The following is a 20480-nucleotide window of genomic DNA, read 5'->3' on the forward strand; positions in this document are numbered from 1 at the left end:
CGCAAACTCCTATTCCGCCGCAATTGCGGAAGTGATGGTGGAAGGGGCATGCCCCGTGAACACGCCTTCCAGCCTGTCCTCGAGCTCGTCGCTGGCCATGCGCAGCGCTTCGAGCGTATCGTCGTCGGGTTCCCACAGGCGCCGTTCGCAGGCTTCGAGCAGGCGGTTTGCCACCCGCGCTGAACTGGTCGGGTTAAGCTGCGAAAGCCGCTCGCGCATCGCCGGGTCGAGCACGAAAGTCTCGCTGATCTGCTGGTACACCCACGGCGCCACCTGGCCCGTCGTGGCCGACCAGCCCACGGTGTTGGTCACGTGCTGCTCGATGTTGCGCACCCCTTCGAAGCCATGCTTGAGCATCCCTTCGAACCACTTTGGATTCAGTGTGCGCGTGCGTGTTTCCAGATCGATCTGTTCGGCCAGCGTGCGCACCTTGGCTTCGCCCACCGTGGCGTCGAGGATATAGACGGGCGCTTCTGCCCCCTTGGCCCGCGCGATCGACCGGCTCACCCCACCTAGGCTGTCGACGTACTGGTCAAGATCGGTAATCCCGACTTCGACGCTCTCAAGGTTCTGGTAGACGAAATCCACGTCCTTCAGCGCGCTGCGCAGAAGGTCGCGCTGCGCCACCGGCGTGCCCTTGACGCCATAGGCATAGCCCTTGCGCGTCTCGAAGGCGTTGGCCAGCTCGTCGGGATCGGCCCATACGCCCCCTTCGATCAGCTGGTTGACGTTCGCGCCATAGGCACCCTCGGCATTGGAGAACACGCGCAGTGCGGCGGTTTCCATGTCGCATTGATGTTCGGCCTGATGGGCAAGGCTGTGCTTGCGCACGTAATTCATCTCGAGCGGCTCGTCTGCATTCGCAGCAAGCAGTGCGGCTTCGGCCAGCATCCGCGTCTGCAGCGGCAGCAGGTCGCGGAAGATGCCCGAAAGCGTCACCACCACGTCGATGCGCGGGCGGCCCAGTTCCTCCAGCGGGATCAGTTCGGCCCCGGCAAGGCGGCCATAGCTGTCCATCCGCGGCCGCGCGCCCATCAGCGAGAGTACCTGCGCGATCTGCGCGCCTTCGCTCTTCATGTTGTCCGTGCCCCACAGCACCATGGCAAGGCTTTCCGGAGCGGCCTCTCCGTTCGCGGCGTGGCGCGCCAGCAACCGGTTCGCCTGCAGCTTGCCCTGTTCGCAGGCAAAGCGCGTGGGCAGGCGGAACGGGTCGAAGCCGTGGAGATTGCGCCCAGTCGGCAGCACTTCGGGATTGGCCAGCAGATCGCCGCCGGGGGCAGGGCGGACGTATCCGCCATCCAGCGCGTGCATCAGCGCGCCAAGTTCGTCGCAGGAATCCAGCGCCGCCTCGATCGCTTCGGCCGAACTCTCGCCCCCTTCCATCAGTGCTTCAACAAGTTCCGCGCGCTCCGCACCGGCAGGGGCCTCGCCCAGAATATGCAGCCCATGCGGGATCAGCGTGCACTCCAGTTCATAGAGATTGGCGCTCAGTTCCGGCACGCTCTCAGCCGTCACGTCGAGCGCGGCGCACTCGTCCCAGATCAGCTCTTCCAGCGCCCGGCGCTCCGCCTCGTCCGTTGTCATGCGCCAGCGCTCGATGCTCGCCTTGAGATCGGCAAAGCCGCGATAGAGCCCGGCCCGCGCCAGCGGCGGTGTCAGGTAGCTCAGCATGGTCGCGCCCGAACGCCGCTTGGCCAGCACGCCTTCGGAAGGGTTGTTGGCGGCAAAGAGGTAGAAGTTGGGCAGATCGCCCAAGAGACGCTCCGGCCAGCACTTGCCGGTCAGGCCCACCTGCTTGCCCGGCATGTATTCCAGCGCGCCATGCGTGCCGAAATGCAGCACGGCATCGGCGCCGAAGTCCTCCCGGATCCAGCGGTAATAGGCCGAAAACGCGTGCGTCGGGGCAAAGTCGCCGTCGAACAGCAGGCGCATCGGATCGCCCTCGTAGCCGAACCCCGGCTGTACGCCCACGAACACGTTGCCGAACCGCGCGCCGAGGACGTGGACGTGCGAGCCATCGCTCTGGATCTTGCCCGGTGCCGGGCCCCACTGCGCCTCGATCTCGGCGAGGTAGGGCTCTCGCCGCACGTGCTCGTCGGCATCGATGCGGGTGTAAACGTTGGCGTCGGCGCCGAACCGCTCGGCATTGCCCTTCAGGATTGCATCGCGCAGCGCGTCGACGCTTTCGGGCACTTCGACCTGATAGCCCTCGCGCGCCATCCGCTTCAGCGTCTCATGCAGCGATTCAAACACCGCAAGGAATGCTGCAGACCCGGTCGCCCCAGAATTGGGGGGGAAGTTGAAGATGGTGATCGCCACCTTGCGCCTTGCTCGCTCAGCCTTGCGCAGTGCCACGATCTTCACGACCTTCGCCGCCAGCGCTTCGACCCGTTCAGGGCAGGCACGCATAGCGTTGACCGGCCCGGTGCTCTCGAAAACGCACGCCTTGGCGCATCCTGCGCAAGCCTTGCCCGCACCGTCCGAACGCCCGCCGAACACCGTCGGCATCGTTGCGCCGTCGAGTTCCGGGATCGCCACCATGATGGTCGATTCCAGCGCCAGCAGCCCCTGCCGCGATGCGCCCCACTGCTCCAGCGTCTGGAACTCCAGCGGATGCGCCGCGATGTAGGGCACGTTCAGGCGGCCGAGGATCTCTTCCGCCGCCTTTGCGTCGTTGTAGGCGGGCCCGCCGACCAGCGAGAATCCGGTCAGCGAGATCACCGCATCGACCACCGGCTCGCCGTCCTTCAGGAAGAACTTCTCGATGACGGGGCGCGAATCCAGCCCGTTGGCAAAGCCAGGGATCACGCGAAGACCTGCCGCTTCCAGTGCAACGATCATGCCGTCGTAATGCCCGGCGTCCTTCGAGATCAGGTAGGAGCGCAGCAGCAGCAGGCCGACCGTGCCATTCGCGCCCTGCCGGGTTGGCAACAAGCGCAGGCTGTCCGAAAACTTCTGCTCGGTGCGCGGGTGATAGACGCCCACTTCGGGATAGTCGCGCGGCGCTTCGGCCCTGGTCATGCCCCGCCGGGTCAGACGCTCGCCCGCGGCATAACGGTCGATCAGCGCACGGACCATCGACACCACGTTGTCGTCCGATCCGGCCAGCCAGTATTGCAACGTCAGGAAATATGCGCGCACGTCCTGCGCGGTGCCGGGAATGAAGCGCAGTATCTTCGGCAGGCGGCGCAGCATCCGCATCTGGCCCGCGCCGGAATTCGCGCCCGGTTTGCCCGATCCACGCAGCTTCTTCAGCATGGCGAGCGGCCCCTTGGCAGGTGCGTCCATACGGTAAGCGCCCATCCGCGTCAGCCGCACCACGTCGCCCGAAGACATCAGGCAGACCATCGCGTCGCAATCTTCACGCCGCGCTTCCAGCGTCGGCAGAATCGCGCGGATGTGATCGTCAAGGAACAGCATCGTCACGATCACGATGTCGGCCAGTGCAATTGCTGATTTGGTCGCCTCCAGCGCCTTGCTGCCGGGCCGGTCCCAATCGGTCGCCGCATGCAGCGTAACGCTGACATTGTCCTGCCGCAGTCGCGCATCGGCGCGTTCGACGCCAGCCTTGAGGTGGTTGTCCAGCGTGACGATCGCGACACGGACCTGAGGGGCGCGGCTACCGGGCATAGTGGGCCTTCGCATCATAGAGCGTGGCCAGATCGACCGCGCCGCGCCCTTGCGAAAGCGCAAAGGCCTCGGTGTTGCGGCGAACCTTTCCGCGCACGAAGAACGGGACTTTCTTGAGTTCCTGCTCGGCCTCGGCGGTCCACGCGATGGTGGTCGCGGCCGGCAATTCGGCAACTTCGCCCCGGGTTGAGGGCATCGCTGGTTCCGCCTGTGGCCGTGCCGCCGGAGCCGCGCCATTCAAGTGCGACGGCCCTGCCTCGTCCGAGAACTCGAAGTCGTCGCGGAACATCGTCAGCAGGTGTTCCTCCAGCCCCATAACCAGCGGATGGACCCAGGTATCGAAGATCACGTTGGCGCCTTCGAAGCCCATCTGCGGGCTGTGCCGCGCAGGGAAGTCCTGCACATGCACCGGCGAGGAGATTACCGCACACGGGATGCCGAAGCGCTTGGCGATATGACGCTCCATCTGCGTGCCCAAGACCAGTTCGGGCGAGGCATTGAGGATCGCGTCCTCCACTTCGAGATGGTCGTCGGTGATCAGCGGTTCGATGCCATAATGCGCTGCCGCAGCGCGCATTTCGCGCGCAAACTCGCGGTTGTAGCAGCCCAGGCCGCAGATCTCGAAGCCCAGTTCCTCATGCGCGATCCGCGCCGCGGCAATCGCGTGCGTGGCATCGCCGAAGATGAAGACGCGCTTGCCGGTCAGGTACGTCGAGTCGACCGAACGGCTCCACCACGGCATGCGCGATTGCGGGTCGGCCAAGGCCTCCGTTGCGTCGACGCCGGCCAGCGCAGCGACTTCCGCAATGAAATCCCGGGTCGCGCCCACCCCGATCGGCACGGTGCGGATCGCCGGCTGGTGCAGCGCCTGATCCAGCCAACGCGCCGCTTCCCCGCCAACTTCGGGATACATCACGATGTTGAAATCGGCCCGGCCCAGCGTGCGGATGTCGTCAGGCGCAGCATCCAGCGGGGCGACGCAGTTCACGTCGATACCGAGGTTCCACAGCAACTTGCGCACTTCGAGCACATCATCACGATGGCGGAAGCCCAGTGCGCAAGGGCCGAGCAGGTTGACCAGCGGACGCCGACCTTCGCGCGGGGAGGGACGCACGTCCCGATCCACTAGCTGCCGTACGACGCGGTAGAACGTCTCGGCCGCGCCCCAGTTCTCCTTGCGCTGAAAGCTCGGCAGCTCCAGCGGGATCACCGGGCAGGGCAGCTCCAGCGCCTCGGCAAGGCCCGCCGGATCGTCCTGGATCAGTTCGGCGGTGCACGATGCGCCGACCAGCAGCGCCTTGGGTGCAAACCGTTCATAGGCATCGCGCGCGGCATTCTGGAAGATGCTCGCGGTGTCCTTGCCCAGGTCTCGCGCCTGGAAGGTGGTGTAGGTCACCGGCGGGCGCTTGCCGCGCCGTTCGATCATCGTGAACAGCAGGTCGGCGTAAGTGTCGCCCTGCGGGGCATGCAGCACGTAATGCAGATCCTGCATCGCTGTTGCGACACGCATCGCCCCCACGTGTGGCGGACCCTCGTATGTCCAGACCGCCAGCTGCATCGTCTATACCCTCAGGATGTCGCGACGGCGCAGAGGCCGCGCGAAGAGCTCGGCGAGGTCACCCGCCTGCTCGAAGCCGTGGATGGGCGAGAACACCAGTTCGATCGCCCACTTGGTCGAAAGCCCTTCGGCCTCCAGCGGATTGGCAAGGCCCAGGCCGCAGACAGTAAGGTCCGGGCGGTCGAGCCGCACGCGGTCAAGCTGCAGGTCGACATCCTGCCCTTCGCTCAGCCGGGTCGAGGCAGGCAGCAGTGCCAGTTCGCGCGCATTCAGCTCGCGGTTGAGGTAGGGCGTGCCCACTTCCACCGGCATCATGCCAAGCTCTGTGTGAAGGAAGCGCGCCAGCGGCAGCTCCAGCTGCGAATCCGGCAGGAACGTGATGCGCTTTCCCTCAAGCTGCTCGCGCCGATGGGCGATTGCGCGCTTGGCCCGTTCGCGGCCCGGAGCCACAACGCGGTTGAAGTGCATCCGGTCGATCCCGAACGCTTCTGCCGCCGCACGCAGCCAGTCGGTCGTGCCTTCGGCGCCGAACGGAAACAGCGCGTCGAGCCGCTTTGCTCCGCGACGCTGCAGCGCGCCGGTCGTCTCGGTCAGGAACGGCTGTGCCAGCAGGAACACCGTGTTCGGCCCCACCTTCGGCAGTTCGGCCATGCGCTTGGCGGGCAGGAAGTGCACTGGCCCGATGCCGAGTTCGTCGAACAGCCGCTTGAACTGGTCCTCGACGATGTCGGGAAGGGCGCCAACGACGAGCAGGTTGGCCGCCTCGTCTGCGTCGGCTGAGGGCATTTCAGGCACCAGCGCCGTCAGGCAGGCGTCCTCGCCTTCGGTAAAGGTCGTCTCGATCCCGCTGCCCGAATAGTTGAGGATGCGGGTGGAGCCGGCAAACTTCGCATCAAGCCGCTGCGCTGCCTTGCCCAGGTCCAGCTTGATCACTTCCGATGGGCACGATCCCACCAGGAACAGCGTGCGGATTTCAGGCCGCCGGGTCAGCAGCTTGTCGACGATGCGGTCAAGCTCGTCCTGGCAATCGGCCATCCCGGCCAGATCGCGCTCCTCGATGATCGCGGTGGCAAAGCGCGGCTCGGCAAAGATCATCACCCCTGCCGCGCTCTGCAGCAGGTGCGCGCAGGTCCGTGATCCGACCACGAGGAAGAACGCATCCTGCATCTTGCGATGCATCCAGATGATACCTGTCAGCCCGCAGAACACCTCGCGCTGCCCGCGTTCGCGCAGGACTTGCGGCTGTGCTGCCGGAGCGCATCCCAGAACGCTTTCGCCGCTCATGCTGCAGCCTCCGCTTGGCCGGTTTCAAGCCGCGCCGCGCGCAGCTTCAGCAGGAACTGTCCAGCGTTGATGACATAGGCGGCATAGCCCGCCAGCGCGATCTGCATGCGCTGCTCGAAGCTGCCGTAATGGCCCAGCAGCATCACCAGGTACGCGGTGTGCAGCGCGATCACAAGCATCGAGAACACGTCTTCCCAGAAGAACGCGCGGGCGAACAGCCACTTGCCGAAGACGACCTTTTCCCAGATCGATCCGGTCACCATGATCGCATAGAGCGTAAACGTCTTGACCACGACCGAGACGTCGGCAGCCATGGCCCCTTCGCCCCACGCAAGACTACGTAGAACTAGTGCCAAACTGACCAGAAACACCAGGAACTGGAAGGGGGCGAGAAGGCCCTGCACCAGCGTCCACCGCGTGGAGTCGCGCTTCTTGCGTTCCTCCGCAGTGTAAAGCGTCGGGCGCGCAGCCTGCGGGCCAAGTCCTTGGCCTGCGGCTCTAAATCTGATCGTGTCCCCTCTCATCCGGCCCCTTTCGCGGGCTGAGGCACAAGGCCTTCGAGAACCGGAGACTACGCCTCGCCTTGTCCAAGTGTCAATCTGTCTTGACGACAAATAAAAATGACATATCCGGGTTTGTCAGCAACACTTTACAGGCGTAGAGTGTTGGCTCCGGTCAGAGTCGAACTATCGATCCGACAGTCCGGCGGGCGTATCATCGCCCACAGGCCGGAGGGGTCTGCCATGGCGACTGTTTACGGGACTGAGGCCAACGCCAATGCAGCAAGGCGGGCACGTCGCAGGCGTGCTCCGGGCCTGCGACCAGGTTCGACCCACACGGATGGGCACAGTTCCTCGCCGGCCAGAGGCCCGGCGTCGGTCAACAGCCTGATCGAGGAGCAGATCATTCCCCGTCTCCTGCTTGCTCATTCTTCCGGCGTGCAACGTGGGCGCGTGACCGGCACGCTTTCGGTCGATCCGGCCGACGCCGCCAGCTTCGCCTCGCTGCCGCTTGATCTTGATGCCGAGGAGTTGCTCGAGGTCGTCGAAGGCTTCATCGCGCGGGGCATCGCGATTGAATCGATCTTCGTCGATCTGCTCGCCCCTTCCGCGCGTCGGCTTGGCCAGCATTGGGAAGAGGACGAGTGCGATTTTCTCGATGTGACGATGGGCTTGTGGCGGCTGCAGGAAGTCATGCGACAGGTCGCCTTGCGTTTTCCGGCCGACGACTCCGATGGGGATCGCGCCCGCAGCGCATTATTTTCCCCGATGCCCGGTGACAGGCATGCACTCGGGACATTGATGATCGAGGAAGTCTTCGCCCGGGCCGGCTGGCAAACCGAGGCGCTGATCGAACCCAAGCGTAAGGAATTGCTGCAGATTATCGCCGAAAGACACTTTGATGTCATAGGGTTGACCGTCAGTTGCGATTGCACTAACGCGAATCTCAGTGACCTAATTTGTTCCATTCGCAGCGTCTCGCGGACGCCCGGGGTTCAGGTCTTTATTGGTGGACGAATGGTCAATGCCAATCCGGGTATCGTCGATGAAGTGGGCGCCGATGGCACCGCTCCCGATGCACGATCGGCTCTTGTCCTCGCCGAAAAGCTGGTTGCCAGGAAACGCGCCGGATCAGTCCGCACCGAATTTCCCCTCGGATAGCCGGCTCGACTGATGCCTTCCCGCAATAACTCCATCGAAGGGAAGCTGCCCTTCGCCAGTGCCCGCACCCATTTCGAGGTGCTCGGGCCGGACGCTGCAGCTACCCTGGCGATGGTCGCGGGCGATCTTGCATTGGTCCTCGATGAAGCTGGGCGGATCGTCGACGTGACGGCAAACCCGCGCGAATTTCCGGATGCGCAGCAGTGGATCGGCCGCGAATGGCTCGATACGGTGTCGGTGGAAAGCCGTGCCAAGGTCATGGAAATGCTGGCCAATGCGCGCAAGGGCGTGACCCAGCACTGGCGCCAGGTCAACCATATCACGACTGAAGGCGAAGTGCCGCTGCGTTTCGTGGTGGTTCGCCTCGGTGAAAGCACGAACGCCATCGCCATCGGTCGGGACATGCGCGATGCCGCGGCCTTGCAGCAGCGTGTCCTCCAGGCGCAGCAATCGCTTGAGCGCGATTATCTGCGCCTGCGCCAGCTCGAAGCGCGCTACCGCATGTTGTTCGACCAGTCGGCCGACCCGGTGCTGATCGTCGATGCCGAAGCCTTCCGCATTCGCGAGGCCAACCGCGCCGCGCACCAGCTGTTCCAGGCCCGCAACGGCACGCTGCAGGGAGCCAAGCTTACCGCGCTGTTCTCCCGCCCCGCGCGCGAGCATCTGATCGCTTTTCTGGGTTCGACTCTCGTTTCCCCGGGCGTCCTCCCGATCGAGGTGCAGCCCAATAACAGCGCCGATGCCGTGATGCTTTCGGCCAGCGGCTTTCGCGAACGCGGCGGGCAGTTCCTGCTCATCCGCCTGTCGGGCGCTGCCAGCGCCGCCGAACCCGCGTCGGGCGAGGTGATGCGCGTGATCGAGGCCATGCCGGATGCCTTCGTGCTGACAGACGCCCGCATGCTCATCCAGGCCGCCAATCCGGCCTTTGTCGAACTTGTCTCTGCCGCCACCGTCGATCAGCTGCGCGGGCGACCGCTGGCGGATTTCGTCGGGCGCCCAGGCATCGATCTCGATCTGATCGACGGCCAGCTTGCCAAGCACGACATTGCCCGCAATGTCAGCACGGTGGTCGGTGCACGCGATGGCTTCGATGGCGAGCCGGTCGAACTCTCCGCCGTCAAGACCGGCGACGACCAGACTCACTACGGTTTCGTGATTCGCCCGATCGGGCGGCGCCTGCGCGATCTTCCCGTTACCGCAGACGCCCCGCGTTCGGTCGAACAACTTACCGATCTCGTCGGGCGCATGTCGCTGCGCGATATCGTGCGCGAATCCACCGACCTGATCGAGCGTCTCTGCATAGAGGCAGCGCTCGAATACACGTCGAACAACCGCGCATCGGCCGCGGAAATCCTCGGCCTCAGCCGGCAGAGCCTCTATTCGAAGCTCCACCGCTATGGCCTTGGCAATCTGGTAGATTCACTTGACGAATAGAGTGTCAATTTGATTTGACGCTTGGGGTGCATGGGCATAGTCTTTGCCCATGGCGCAATCTGCAGTCTCTACTGGATTGACGCCGCCTCCGGCGGCTCGTGACGTCTTGGAACTCCTCAAGCCGATCACCTGGTTCCCGCCGATGTGGGCCCTGATGTGCGGCGTGGTTTCTTCGGGCGTCTCCCCCCTCAGCCGCTGGACCTTCCTCATCGCCGGCATCCTTCTGGCCGGCCCACTGGTCTGCGGCACCAGCCAAGCCGTGAACGACTGGTTCGATCGCCACGTTGACGCGATCAACGAGCCTGATCGGCCAATCCCCTCGGGCCGCATCGGCGGGCGCTGGGGCCTTTATATCGCCATCGGCTGGACGGTCCTGTCGCTGGCGGTCGCTGCCTTCTCCGGCCACTGGGTGCTGATCGCCACCGTGTTCGGCCTCGTCTGCGCCTGGGCCTACAGCGCGCCGCCCTTCCGCTTGAAGGCCAGCGGCTGGATCGGCCCGGCCGTCGTCGGCCTCACGTACGAAGGCTTGAGCTGGTTTACCGGCGCCGCCGTGATGGCTGGATCCTTGCCACCGGTTCACGTTCTCGTGATCCTTGTGCTTTACAGCATCGGTGCCCACGGCATCATGACACTCAACGATTTCAAGGCCGTGGAGGGTGACCGGGCGACCGGCCTGCGCTCGCTTCCGGTGGTGCTCGGCGAAAGGCCAGCCGCCTTGCTGGCCAGTGCCGTCATGGCCATCCCGCAAGCGATCGTCGTTGCGCTGATGGTCATGTGGGGACACCACATCTCCGCAGGGGTGGTCGCAGTCCTGCTCGCCGCGCAGCTCGCGCTCATGCCAAGGCTGGTGTCGGCGCCTGCGCGCCATGCCCCCTGGTACAATGCCACCGGCGTTTCACTCTACGTGCTTGGCATGCTCGCCTCGGCACTCGGCCTTGGAGGGTATGTCTGATGAACCGCAGTTTCGGCTGGTTTTCGATTGTCCGGCTGGGGGCCGTGCAGGCCTCGATCGGGGCGATGGTGATGATCGCCACTTCCCTGCTCAATCGCCTGATGGTGCTGGAATACGGCCTAGCGGCAGGCGTGCCTGCAGGTCTCGTGGCATGGCATTACATGGTGCAGCTATCGCGCCCGCTATGGGGCCACGGCTCCGATCTCGGCCGCCGGCGCACGCCTTGGGTCATCGGCGGCATGGCAATTCTCGGAACTGGTGCGCTGCTCGCGGTGCAGGCAACCACGATGCTTGATGATGCGCGGATGCTTGGGATTGGCCTCGCCACGGTCGCCTTCACCTTGATCGGTGCCGGTGTTGGTGCGGCGGGAACCTCGATGCTTGCCATTCTCGCCAGCGGTGTCGCTCCCGAACGCCGTGCCGCCGCCGCTGCCACGACCTGGATCATGATGGTCTTCGGCATCGTCATTTCCGCCGGCACTGCCGGAGCCTTGCTTGATCCGTTCACCGAACAGCGCCTGTTCATGGTCGCAGGGTGCGTCGTAGCTGCGGCGATCACGCTCACCTGCATCGCCATGATCGGGCTGGAGGCCAAGGCCACCGGCGCCCTTTCAGCGGAAAGCCGTCAGCCCCCTGCGTCCTTGCGTGAAGCCTTTGCCGAAATCCTCGGCGATCCGCAGTCGCGTCGCTTCACCATGTTCATCTTCGTCTCGATGCTCGCCTATTCGATGCAGGACCTGATCCTCGAACCCTTTGCCGGGCTCGTGTTCCAGATGTCGCCCGGCCAGTCGACCAGCCTTTCCGGCGTCCAGCACGGCGGGGTTCTCGTCGGCATGATCGTGACGGGCCTTGGCGGCAGTGCCTTCGTCGGGCGCATGCCCATCGAACTGCGCATCTGGACCATGCTTGGCTGTATCGGCTCGGCTGTTGCGCTGGCAGGGCTTGCCATGGCGGCCCAGGCGGGGCCGAGCTGGCCACTGGCGGCGAACACTGCCGCGCTTGGCTTCTTCAACGGTGCCTTCGCCGTCTCTGCCATCGGCTCGATGATGGGGCTGGCCGGGGCGGGCAAGCGCACCCGCGAAGGCGTGCGCATGGGCGTTTGGGGCACGGCGCAGGCCATCGCATTCGGCCTCGGCGGATTGACCGGGGCTTTGGGCGTCGATTTCGTGCGCGGCGCGACGGGGCAGGTGGCCGAGTCTTTCCAGCTCATCTTCGCATTCGAGGCGAGCCTGTTCCTCGTCTCGGCAATCCTCGCGATGCGGGTAACTCACCGGCGGGACATCCCCGCCCAACTCGGGGCGGCAGGGGCATGACCGATAGTCTTGAATACGATGTCGTCGTCATTGGCGGTGGACCGTCGGGCGCCACGGCCGCCTGGGATCTGGCACGCATGGGCCGGAAGGTCCTGCTTCTTGACCGGGCAGGGCGGATCAAGCCCTGCGGCGGCGCAGTGCCGCCGCGTCTGCTCGAGGAATTCGAAGTGCCGCAATCGCTGCTCGTGGCGCGCGCCCGATCGGCGCGGATGGTCGCGCCATCGAACCGGGCAGTGGACATGCCGGTGGGCGAGATCGGCTATGTCGGCATGGTCGATCGCGATCACTTTGACGAATGGCTGCGGGCCCGTGCCGCCAAGGCCGGGGCCGACCGCCGCGTCGGCACGTACGATCGGATCGAGCGTGACGGCAAGCCCGGCGCGATCGTCTGCTATCACGAAGCGCGCGGCGGCGAAGTCCGGAAAGTCCGCACCCGCCTTGTCATCGGTGCTGACGGCGCGCGCTCGGGCGTAGCGCGCGAAAACATTCCTGGTGCGACACGTAACCCGTGCGTCTTCGCGTATCACGAAGTCGTGCGCTCGCCTGAAAGTACCGAACAAGGGTTCGATGCCTCGCGTTGCGACGTGCTCTATCAGGGCAAGCTCTCGCCCGATTTCTACGCGTGGGTTTTCCCCCATGGCGAAACGTCGAGCATCGGCGTCGGCAGCGCTAACAAGGGCTTTTCGCTGCGCGGTTCGGTCAAGCAGATGCGCGATGAACTCGGCCTTGAAGGTTGCGAGACGATCCGCTGCGAAGGCGCCCCGATCCCGCTCAAGCCGTTGAAGCGCTGGGACAATGGCCGCGATGTGCTGGTCGCAGGGGACGCTGCCGGCGTCGTTGCCCCTGCCTCGGGCGAGGGCATCTACTATGCCATGGTCTGCGGCCGGATCGCCGCGCAAACCGGCGACGCTTTCCTTGCCAGCGGCAATCCTGCGCTGCTGAAGCGGGCGCGCAAGGCGTTCCTGCGCGAACATGGCCGCGTGTTCTGGATTCTCGGGATCATGCAGTACTTCTGGTACTCCAGCGACAAGCGGCGCGAACGCTTCGTCGAGATGTGTGCGGACAAGGACGTGCAGCAACTGACCTGGCAGGCCTACATGAACAAGAAGCTCGTGCGCGCCAAACCGATGGCGCACGTGCGGATATTCCTCAAGGATTGCGCGCACTTGCTCGGGTTGAGGCCTGCAGTCGGATGAAGCCCGCCTCGCTCATGCCTGCCGGCATTCCCATCGGCATCGCCTCGCTGGCCGCCTTCGCCACGGCAATGGTCGGCGGGACGATCACCGATCTCGGGCCCTGGTATGACTCGCTGATCAAACCCGGATTCACCCCGCCGCGCCCGGTCTTCCCGATCGCATGGACCACGATCTTCGCCCTGTGCGCCATCGCCGGAGTCGCAGCATGGCGCGCGGCACGCAGCTCCCGCACGTCGGACACGGTGATCGGCCTGTTCGCGCTGAACGGCTTCCTCAATATCTTGTGGAGCCTGCTCTTCTTCCGGATGCAGCGCCCTGACTGGGCGTTCTGGGAGCTCTGCCTGCTGTGGCTCTCGATCGCCACGCTGATCGTGTATTGCGGCCGCATCTCGCGCCTATCGGCGGTGCTGCTGTTACCCTACATCGCCTGGGTCACTGTTGCCGGCGCGCTCAACTGGGAAATCGTCCGCCTCAACGCACCGTTCGGTTAAGGGAAGGTCATTGCCCGGCACCATGGAAGCGCTCTTCGCCTCGGGCCACGCCGCCGACATTGTCCTCGCCGCACTCCTGCTCGAAGCGCTCTGGCTGCGTTGGCGCGGTTGGAGCGTTGGGGATCTCCTCACCATGCTGCTTCCCGCAGCGCTGATCGTTGTTGGACTTCGCGCCGCATTGGTCGGAGCGGACTGGCCGTGGATTTCGGCCCCGATCGCGCTGTCCTTCCCGGTGCACATCGCCGACGTCATGCGCCGTCGCCGCAGCCTCTGACAGTCGCACGTCCGTCTGCAAGAGTTGGGGGTGAGTTAGGGGGGAGTTGCCCCTCTGCCCCCGAGAGTTGGAAACCCAAAAAAAGGTCCGCCGGAGTGCTCCAGCGGACCCTTCAGGTCCCACATTCCTGCGGGGGATCAGTGTGTTGCGGTTGATACCGCAGCGGCAATCGGAGCCGCCGGTGCCGCAGGCGCTGCCGGAGCTGCCGCCGGCATCGCCATCGGTGGGCCCCACAGTGCCGGGTAGTCCTTGGCCATCTTGTACCCACCCATCGGCTTGTTCTTGCCCTGGTGGCAGGTGGCGCAGCTCACCTTGAACGGATCACCCATCGGCCCCTTGCGGTGCGCCGGGAAGACGTCCTTCAAGGTGCTGATATACTGGCCATTTATATCGCGGACCATGCGCAGGCCGTACCACGCCGTGGCGCGCTTGGGCGTGCTGATGTTCCACGGCTTGAACGCCTGCGCGTTGTGGCAGAACGTGCAATTCACGCCCAGCGACTGCGACAGATGGTTCATAAGTGCATACTGCGGCTCGGTTTCCTTGATGGATAGCCCGTTGGCCTTGGTCGGATGCAGGGTGTCGGAAACGACCCGGATTGACCTGTCCGTCTTCGGATCACCGGTCAGGTAAAGCGCCAGCGACGCTTCCGGCAGCGACGAGTAAGCTGATGCCGCAACGGGATTATTCTGCCCATGACGGTTGCCGATGATCCCGTTCTTGCCAGCTTCGGGCAGCGCCCAGTAGTTGGCCGGGATCGCATTTCCGCGGTGGCAGGTCCAGCAGGTCACGCCCGTGCTCGCCACGTGCTTGTTCCAATTGGAGTTTATGTTGCGCGTCATCTGCAACATCTTGCGCGCGGCGACCTTGGTGTACTTTTCGTCCGAGGCCATGTTCTCGGGGTTGTGGCAGTAATTGCACCCCTGTTCCGGGGAAACCCACGCGGTGATTGCGGCCATCGTGTAGGTGAACTGCTCTTCCGAGACGTCGCCCAGGACCTGGACGTTCTGGTAGGCGGCGCCAGCCCGAGGTCCATCGTTCGAGGGCGGATCGTAGGGCGGGGCGGGCACGTCGTCCTTGGCCATGGCCACCTTCTTCAAGGTGACCTGGTCCATCCCGGTGCCGCGATGGCCGTTCTGGACCGACTGCTTCGGCCCCAGCTCGCAACCCGAAAGGGTCAGAGCAGCGCTCGCCAATGCGGCGATTGCGATTGTCCTTTTCATTGGCCCGCACTCCCCAGCGTGGCGGGATCAATGACCCCGGTATCGGGATACATCGGAGCATAGCCATGCTGCTGCGCCCAGAGGTACCAGTTGTCGACCACGGTGCCGGTCAGCAGGATGCCGATGCCGCCGGTCAGCGTCGTCAGCACTGCGAACCACCAGGCCCAGCGGTGGATCGATTCCATCGTGGCGTTGAAGCCCATGGTCCAGCGCCAGAACAGCGCCGCGCGTTCCGATGCCGTGCCGCGATCGGTGATCTGCTCGATCTCGCGCTCACCGCCGTAGCGACCGACCGCCAGGATGGTCGCACCGTGCATCGCGAAGAGCAGGGTCGATCCATAGAGGAAGGCGATCGAGAAGGCGTGGAACGGGTTGTAGAACAGGTTGCCGTAGCGGATCGAGAAGGCGGCGGTCCAATCGAGGTGCGGGAAGATGCCGAACGGCACGCTTTCCGCCCACGAGCCCATGAAGAACGGGCGGATGAAGCCGAGCACGAGGTAGAGCCAGATCGCCGAGGCAAAGGCCCAGGCCACGTGCGTTCCCATGCCGAGCGCCCGGGCGCGGGTATACGTGCGGATCCACCAGAGGATGATCGAGGTGGTCAGGAAAAACCCGGCCATGATCCACCAGCCGCCCTTGGCCAGCGGGACGAAGGGCGTGAAGCCATATTCCGGCCCCGGAGGTTCAAGGCTGAGCCAGGGCAGCATGCGCACGAACTGGATCGGGTTCCAGCCCACCGAGGCGAGCATGTTGAGCCCGATGATCTCGATCGCGAAGAAGCCGAAGATCAGGGCGAACACGCCGGTCCAGCCAAGATATACCGGGCCGATCTGCGCATGGCCGATCAGGCCCATGAGGTGGTTGAACGATCCCTTGCCTATCCGCGGCTCGCTGCCGGGGGGAAGGGCGATCCCGGCTTCGGGTTCGCCCCGCAGCTGGACCTGGGTGAAAATGTTCTGATAGGTCGCCATCGCTCAGTGCTCCTTCACGACCAGATCGGCAGGTTGAGCCACCAGGTCCACCATTCGGGCCAGCCCTTGGTCCACAGCGGCCCGCTGATCACGATGCAGACGGCGCTCCAGAAGCCCGCGTTGAGGGCAAGGAGAAGGCCGACGCGGTGAATGCCCAGCGTGCCGACCGAATAGCCGATGAGATCGCGGAAGAAGGTGTCTTCATACTCGGGCGACTTCACTTCGGCACCTTCTGGCGGGTTTACCGCAGAGAGCACCAGCGCACCGTGAAGGGCGAGCGCGAGCGTCGTCGTGAAGAAGAACGAGACTGCCAGCATGTGGGCCGGATTGTAATGGAAATGCAGGTATTGGTACCCGGTGTTGGAAACCCAATCGAGGTGGCTGAAAATGCCGTAGGGGAAGCCGAAGTGCCATCCGCCCAGAAGGACGGGGCGGATCACCACCAGCGTGAAGTAGGCGAAGATCGCCATGCTGAAGGCGACCGGCACATGATAGCCCATGCCCAGTTTGCGGCAAATCTCGACTTCGCGCAGCGCCCAGCTGCTGAAGGATATCAGCGCGCAGACGGTGATGACCTGCCAGAACCCGCCCTGCGCCAGCGGCGCGAGGCCAAGGCCATACTTGAGGTCTGGCGGTTCGATCGAGATGAGCCAGGGATTCCACGTCGGCCCCTGCGAGGCCGCGTAGAAGATGAGGGCGGTGCCCAGCGATGCGAAGATCGCGGTCACCACACCGAAGAAGCCGACGTAGAACGGACCCACCCAGAAATCGAACAGGTCGCCGCCGATCAACGTGCCACCGCGAACGCGGTATTTTCGTTCGAAACTAAGGAGTGCCATGGTTCTACCCCTCCCCGCCGCGGCGCGACGGGCTTAGCTGTGTTCTGATTGGCTGCCACAGGAGGCGGCGACGGGAGTGCCGCCGCCTCTCGCACAGTTGCGTCAGGGCGCTGCGGGCGCCGCTGCTGCTGCGTTCGCCATGCCCTGGGCCGAATTCGGGCCATCGAGCCAGTTGAACGTATCGGTGCTGAGCAGGATGAAGTGAATCACCAGTGCGAGCACGAACAGGAACGCGAACAGGGCAACCAGAGCCCTGCGCGGATCGAAAATAAGCCAAATCCTCCACATGGTCTTAGTCCTTGTGCAAGTGTTGAAGGTCCTGCCTCAGGCTGTCGCCGCGGGCAGGCGGATGCGTCAGAGCCAGGGCTTCCACATCCAGACGAGGACGTGTGCGACCACCGCGACGGCGGTGAAGCCGACGAAGCTGCTCATGAAGAGTTTGTGGAATTCCTTTGCTTCCTCTGGGGTGAGGTAGGTCCTCAGCCCGAAGCGATCGTCATGATCACTCATTGCCCAATCTCCAGTCGTTGTTGATGTGCGAGAGGCGGAAGACCTCTTTCGGTATCCGCGCGGAACTGACCCGCGTGGATGGGGGAACACGGGCGACCGGAGATGGGCGACCGTGCAAGCTGATGCGCCTGGGATGAGCGCGGAAGGATCGATGCGCGGATCATGTGACCTGCGCCTCGAGCATGGCATCGGCGAGCCTGTCGGCGCTGACGCGGGTTTCGTTATTGCGGCGAGTGATACGTTCGGCGGCATCGCGCAGGCGCTTGGCGGCGGAAATGCGCACCAGCACGGGCTGTGCCTCGACGATCTGGTCGAGCCGGGCCTTGGCGTCTTCATCCCAAGCCAGTTCGCGGGTGGCGCGCGCGGGCGTTGCTTCCACTGCGTCGAGTTGCGTGGCCAGCGGGATGATGTTGAACAGCGCATCGAACAGTGCGTTGCAGACTTCCTGCACGAGGTAGGTCGCGCCCGAATAGCCCATGAACGGCGTGCCGATGTGGCGGCGGATGGCGGCGCCGGGGAAGCTGGCCGGAATGTAGATCGACCGGCCGCCCTTCTCGGCGCTGTACATGCGTTCGTTGTAGCTTCCGAACAGCACCAGCGGCGGGTTCGCGTGAATCGCGGCGCGCACGTCCTCGTTCTTCGGCTTCACGCCAGCACTGCGCGAGAAGGCGAAAGTGCAGGGCAGGCCCATGTCATCTTCGAGGAAGTGGCGGATGCCGCGCGCATAAGTCTCGTTGGCGACGATGCCGAAGCTGGCCGTGGCGAAGAAATCCTGCGTGACCGAGCGCCACAGGTCCCACAGCGGCTTGATCGTGGTGTGCTTCTCGCGTTCGATGAACGGTTCTGGATCAAGGCCGAGTTCGGCGGCCAGCGCGCGGAGGAAGCGGGTTGTGCTGTCGAGCCCGATCGGCGCCTGGAAGTAGGGCCGCTCCATCAGTTCGCACAAATTGCGTCCGAATTCGCGATACATGCAGACGTTCGCCTGGGCATCTGCCAGCCTGCGGACATCGGCCAGATGGCTGCCCAGCGGGAAGACCATGTTGACCTCCGCACCGATGCCTTCGATCAGGCGGCGGATTTCGTGAACATCGCTCGCCATGTTGAACATGCCGTAGCTGGGGCCGAGGATGTTGACCCTGGGCTTCACGCCGTCCTTGACCGGCTTGACCGCAGGGACGGTTTTCGGGCCGAATTCCGACCAGAGCCAGCTGAGCGCGCGGTCGGCACACTGCCACTGGTCTTCGTCAATCGTGCGCGGCAGGAAGCGTTTGATGTTGGTGCCTTGCGGCGTCACGCCACCGCCGATCATCTCGGCGATGGAGCCTGTCACGACCACGGCGGGCAGTTCCGGATCGAGCACTTTCCATGCCCGCTTCATCGCGCCTTCGGCGCCGGTCTTGCCCAGCTCTTCCTCACCAAGACCGGTGACCACAATCGGCAATTCGTGCGGAGGCAGGCCATCGGTGTAGTGCAGGACCGAGGTAACCGGAAGGTTCTCGCAACCCACCGGCCCGTCGATGATCACTTGCAGGCCTTTTACCGCAGTGAAGACATAGACGGCGCCCCAGTAGCCGCCGGCCCGATCATGGTCGAGGACGAGGGTCATGTGCCCACCGCCTCTGCCGCCTTGCGCGCGGCTTCGTTCAGGGCGGCGTACTTCTTCTTGAAGGCCGGGCGGTCCTGCGGCGTCTCTTCCCAGATCCCGGCGGCCGGGCCAGTGCCGACGCCTTCGAAGAACGCGGTCATCCTGTCGAAGCGCGCCTTGTTGGCCATCGCCGCATTGATCACTTGCGCCAGGCTGCCGGCGCCGGCCACGCCCATCAGCGGGCGGGCCGAGATCAGGTTGGTGAAGTAGAGCGCCGGAATCGCCTGGGCCTTGGCGTGCTGGACCACCGGGGTCGTGCCGATGGCAAGGTCGGGTCGGAATTCCTTCACCGCGGCTATGTCCTGTTCGAGGCTGGCGCGGAACTGGACACGCACCCCGCGCGCCTCGAGCCATTCGCGGTCCGGATCGGACCAGCGCGTGCGCGGGCAGGCGCTGCCCACATAGGGTACGTCAGCGCCGCTTTCGATCAGCAGGCGGGCGACGAGCAGTTCGGAGCCTTCGTAGCCGGAGACGGTGATCCGGCCCTTGATCGGGTTGGCGGCAAGCGCGGCACGGATCATCGGCACGAAGCGCGCCTTGGCGGCTTCGACCTTTTCGGCTGGCACGTTGCAGGCAGTACCGATGGCATCGAGCCAGGCCGCCGTGCCTTCCGCGCCGACCGGGGCCGAGCCGACCACGGTGCGCCCGGCATGTTCGAATTCACGGACGCTGGCAGTGTAGAACGGATGGATTGCAGCCACTACGGCGCAATCGAGCGCAGCGTAAAGCTCGCGCCATTCGCGGGTGGGGACGACCGGCCCGGCGGCAAGGCCCAATGGTTCGAGCATCATGCCGATGCCCACCGGATCAGCCGGGAACATTTCGCCAAGGAGGGTTACGGTCGGCTTGTCGGCACGGGTGGTTGGGGCCGCGACCGGGCCTTGCGCCACTTCCTCGCGGGCATATGCCAGCATCGCCCCGGCGAGCACGTCCTTGGCCTCGGCGTGCGTGGGTATGCCGAAGCCCGGCACGTCAATGCCGATGATGCGCACGCCGTTGATCTGCTTCTTGAGCAACCGCAGCGGTACGCCGCTGGCGGTCGGGACGCACAGGTTGGTTACGACGATTGCATCGTAATCGACTGGATCGGCAAGGCCTTCGACGGCTTCCTTGATGTCCTCGAACAGCTTGCCGGTTACCAGCGTCTCTGAACTGAACGGCACGTAACCGACGGTGCGCCGTGCGCCATAAAAGTGCGAGGTGAAGGTCAGGCCATAGACGCAGCAGGCCGAGCCCGAGAGCACGGTGGCAGTGCGCCGCATCCTGAGGCCAACGCGGAGTGAACCGAATGCCGGGCACATCGATTGCGGCTGATCGTGCGGGCCAACCGGATAGTCGGCGGCGTAGCGATCCAGCAGTTCCGAGCCTTGCGCCTTGTTGGTCGCATCGCGCAGCACATCGGCGCCGGCATGGCAGCCGCCACCTTCGACCGGCGGGTCGAGAGCGATCCGGTCCGGCTCGCGGGCATGAAGCGCCCTGTCCGCAAGGTCAGTCATGGC

Annotated in this window: 18 protein-coding genes; 7 read left to right on the forward strand and 11 right to left on the reverse strand. The window is 64.7% G+C overall.

The annotated features are described in order from the left end of the window. Positions 1–9: 9 nt before the first annotated feature. From AC3WLM_RS13270 to bchF, 4 genes are read right to left on the reverse strand one after another with little or no spacing between them, the layout of a single operon-like run. A complete protein-coding gene (locus AC3WLM_RS13270; RefSeq protein ID WP_492477593.1) occupies positions 10–3630 on the reverse strand; it encodes a magnesium chelatase subunit H in 3621 nt (1206 codons plus the stop codon). Further along, on the reverse strand, positions 3620–5188 hold the full coding sequence (gene bchB, locus AC3WLM_RS13275; RefSeq protein ID WP_492477594.1) for a ferredoxin:protochlorophyllide reductase (ATP-dependent) subunit B: 1569 nt from the start codon (positions 5186–5188) through the stop codon (positions 3620–3622). Before bchB ends, AC3WLM_RS13270 begins: the two co-directional genes overlap by 11 nt. A 3-nt stretch (positions 5189–5191) precedes the next feature. After that, the gene (locus tag AC3WLM_RS13280) at positions 5192–6472 is read right to left on the reverse strand and encodes a ferredoxin:protochlorophyllide reductase (ATP-dependent) subunit N (protein ID WP_492477595.1); all 1281 of its coding nucleotides are present in this window, start codon (positions 6470–6472) and stop codon (positions 5192–5194) included. Then, entirely contained in the window at positions 6469–6996 is a 528-nt protein-coding gene (gene bchF / locus AC3WLM_RS13285; RefSeq protein WP_492477596.1) for a 2-vinyl bacteriochlorophyllide hydratase, read from the reverse strand. Before bchF ends, AC3WLM_RS13280 begins: the two co-directional genes overlap by 4 nt. A gap of 429 nt (positions 6997–7425) precedes the next feature. Between bchF and AC3WLM_RS13290 the strand changes: the two genes are divergently transcribed. From AC3WLM_RS13290 to AC3WLM_RS13320, 7 genes are read left to right on the forward strand one after another with little or no spacing between them, the layout of a single operon-like run. Next, complete coding sequence (locus AC3WLM_RS13290; protein ID WP_169745738.1) at positions 7426–8133, forward strand: cobalamin B12-binding domain-containing protein; 708 nt, start codon at positions 7426–7428, stop codon at positions 8131–8133. 12 nt (positions 8134–8145) lie between these two features. Beyond that, complete coding sequence (gene ppsR, locus AC3WLM_RS13295) at positions 8146–9567, forward strand: transcriptional regulator PpsR (protein ID WP_492477597.1); 1422 nt, start codon at positions 8146–8148, stop codon at positions 9565–9567. A gap of 49 nt (positions 9568–9616) precedes the next feature. After that, positions 9617–10519: a chlorophyll synthase ChlG gene (chlG, locus tag AC3WLM_RS13300; protein WP_492477598.1), complete on the forward strand. Its 903-nt coding sequence runs from the start codon at positions 9617–9619 to the stop codon at positions 10517–10519. Next, complete coding sequence (locus AC3WLM_RS13305) at positions 10519–11832, forward strand: BCD family MFS transporter (RefSeq protein WP_492477599.1); 1314 nt, start codon at positions 10519–10521, stop codon at positions 11830–11832. The genes chlG and AC3WLM_RS13305 overlap by 1 nt, the downstream gene beginning before the upstream one ends. Next, on the forward strand, positions 11829–13028 hold the full coding sequence (locus tag AC3WLM_RS13310; RefSeq protein WP_492477600.1) for a geranylgeranyl diphosphate reductase: 1200 nt from the start codon (positions 11829–11831) through the stop codon (positions 13026–13028). Before AC3WLM_RS13305 ends, AC3WLM_RS13310 begins: the two co-directional genes overlap by 4 nt. After that, positions 13025–13519: a TspO/MBR family protein gene (locus AC3WLM_RS13315; protein WP_082734774.1), complete on the forward strand. Its 495-nt coding sequence runs from the start codon at positions 13025–13027 to the stop codon at positions 13517–13519. Before AC3WLM_RS13310 ends, AC3WLM_RS13315 begins: the two co-directional genes overlap by 4 nt. A 10-nt stretch (positions 13520–13529) precedes the next feature. Further along, on the forward strand, positions 13530–13793 hold the full coding sequence (locus AC3WLM_RS13320) for a hypothetical protein (RefSeq protein WP_492477601.1): 264 nt from the start codon (positions 13530–13532) through the stop codon (positions 13791–13793). A gap of 137 nt (positions 13794–13930) precedes the next feature. Here the strand turns inward: AC3WLM_RS13320 and pufC are convergent, their stop codons facing one another. The 7 genes from pufC to bchY all read right to left on the reverse strand — a co-directional run bounded on the left by pufC (position 13931) and on the right by bchY (position 20477). After that, positions 13931–15016, reverse strand: a complete 1086-nt coding sequence (gene pufC / locus AC3WLM_RS13325) for a photosynthetic reaction center cytochrome PufC (protein ID WP_492477602.1) — start codon at positions 15014–15016, stop codon at positions 13931–13933. Further along, positions 15013–15987: a photosynthetic reaction center subunit M gene (gene pufM / locus AC3WLM_RS13330; protein ID WP_039336609.1), complete on the reverse strand. Its 975-nt coding sequence runs from the start codon at positions 15985–15987 to the stop codon at positions 15013–15015. Before pufM ends, pufC begins: the two co-directional genes overlap by 4 nt. 14 nt (positions 15988–16001) lie before the next feature. Next, positions 16002–16826 (reverse strand): photosynthetic reaction center subunit L, encoded by an 825-nt coding sequence (gene pufL / locus AC3WLM_RS13335; protein ID WP_039336611.1) that lies wholly within the window; start codon positions 16824–16826, stop codon positions 16002–16004. A 102-nt stretch (positions 16827–16928) separates the two neighbouring features. After that, entirely contained in the window at positions 16929–17114 is a 186-nt protein-coding gene (gene pufA, locus AC3WLM_RS13340; protein ID WP_039336613.1) for a light-harvesting antenna LH1, alpha subunit, read from the reverse strand. A gap of 66 nt (positions 17115–17180) precedes the next feature. Next, a complete protein-coding gene (pufB, locus tag AC3WLM_RS13345) occupies positions 17181–17336 on the reverse strand; it encodes a light-harvesting antenna LH1, beta subunit (RefSeq protein WP_082013438.1) in 156 nt (51 codons plus the stop codon). A gap of 160 nt (positions 17337–17496) precedes the next feature. Next, a complete protein-coding gene (gene bchZ, locus AC3WLM_RS13350) occupies positions 17497–18942 on the reverse strand; it encodes a chlorophyllide a reductase subunit Z (protein ID WP_492477603.1) in 1446 nt (481 codons plus the stop codon). Beyond that, the gene (bchY, locus tag AC3WLM_RS13355) at positions 18939–20477 is read right to left on the reverse strand and encodes a chlorophyllide a reductase subunit Y (protein WP_492477604.1); all 1539 of its coding nucleotides are present in this window, start codon (positions 20475–20477) and stop codon (positions 18939–18941) included. Before bchY ends, bchZ begins: the two co-directional genes overlap by 4 nt. Positions 20478–20480 lie beyond the last annotated feature (3 nt).

Source organism: Novosphingobium sp. FW305-C-30-35 (assembly GCF_058783135.1).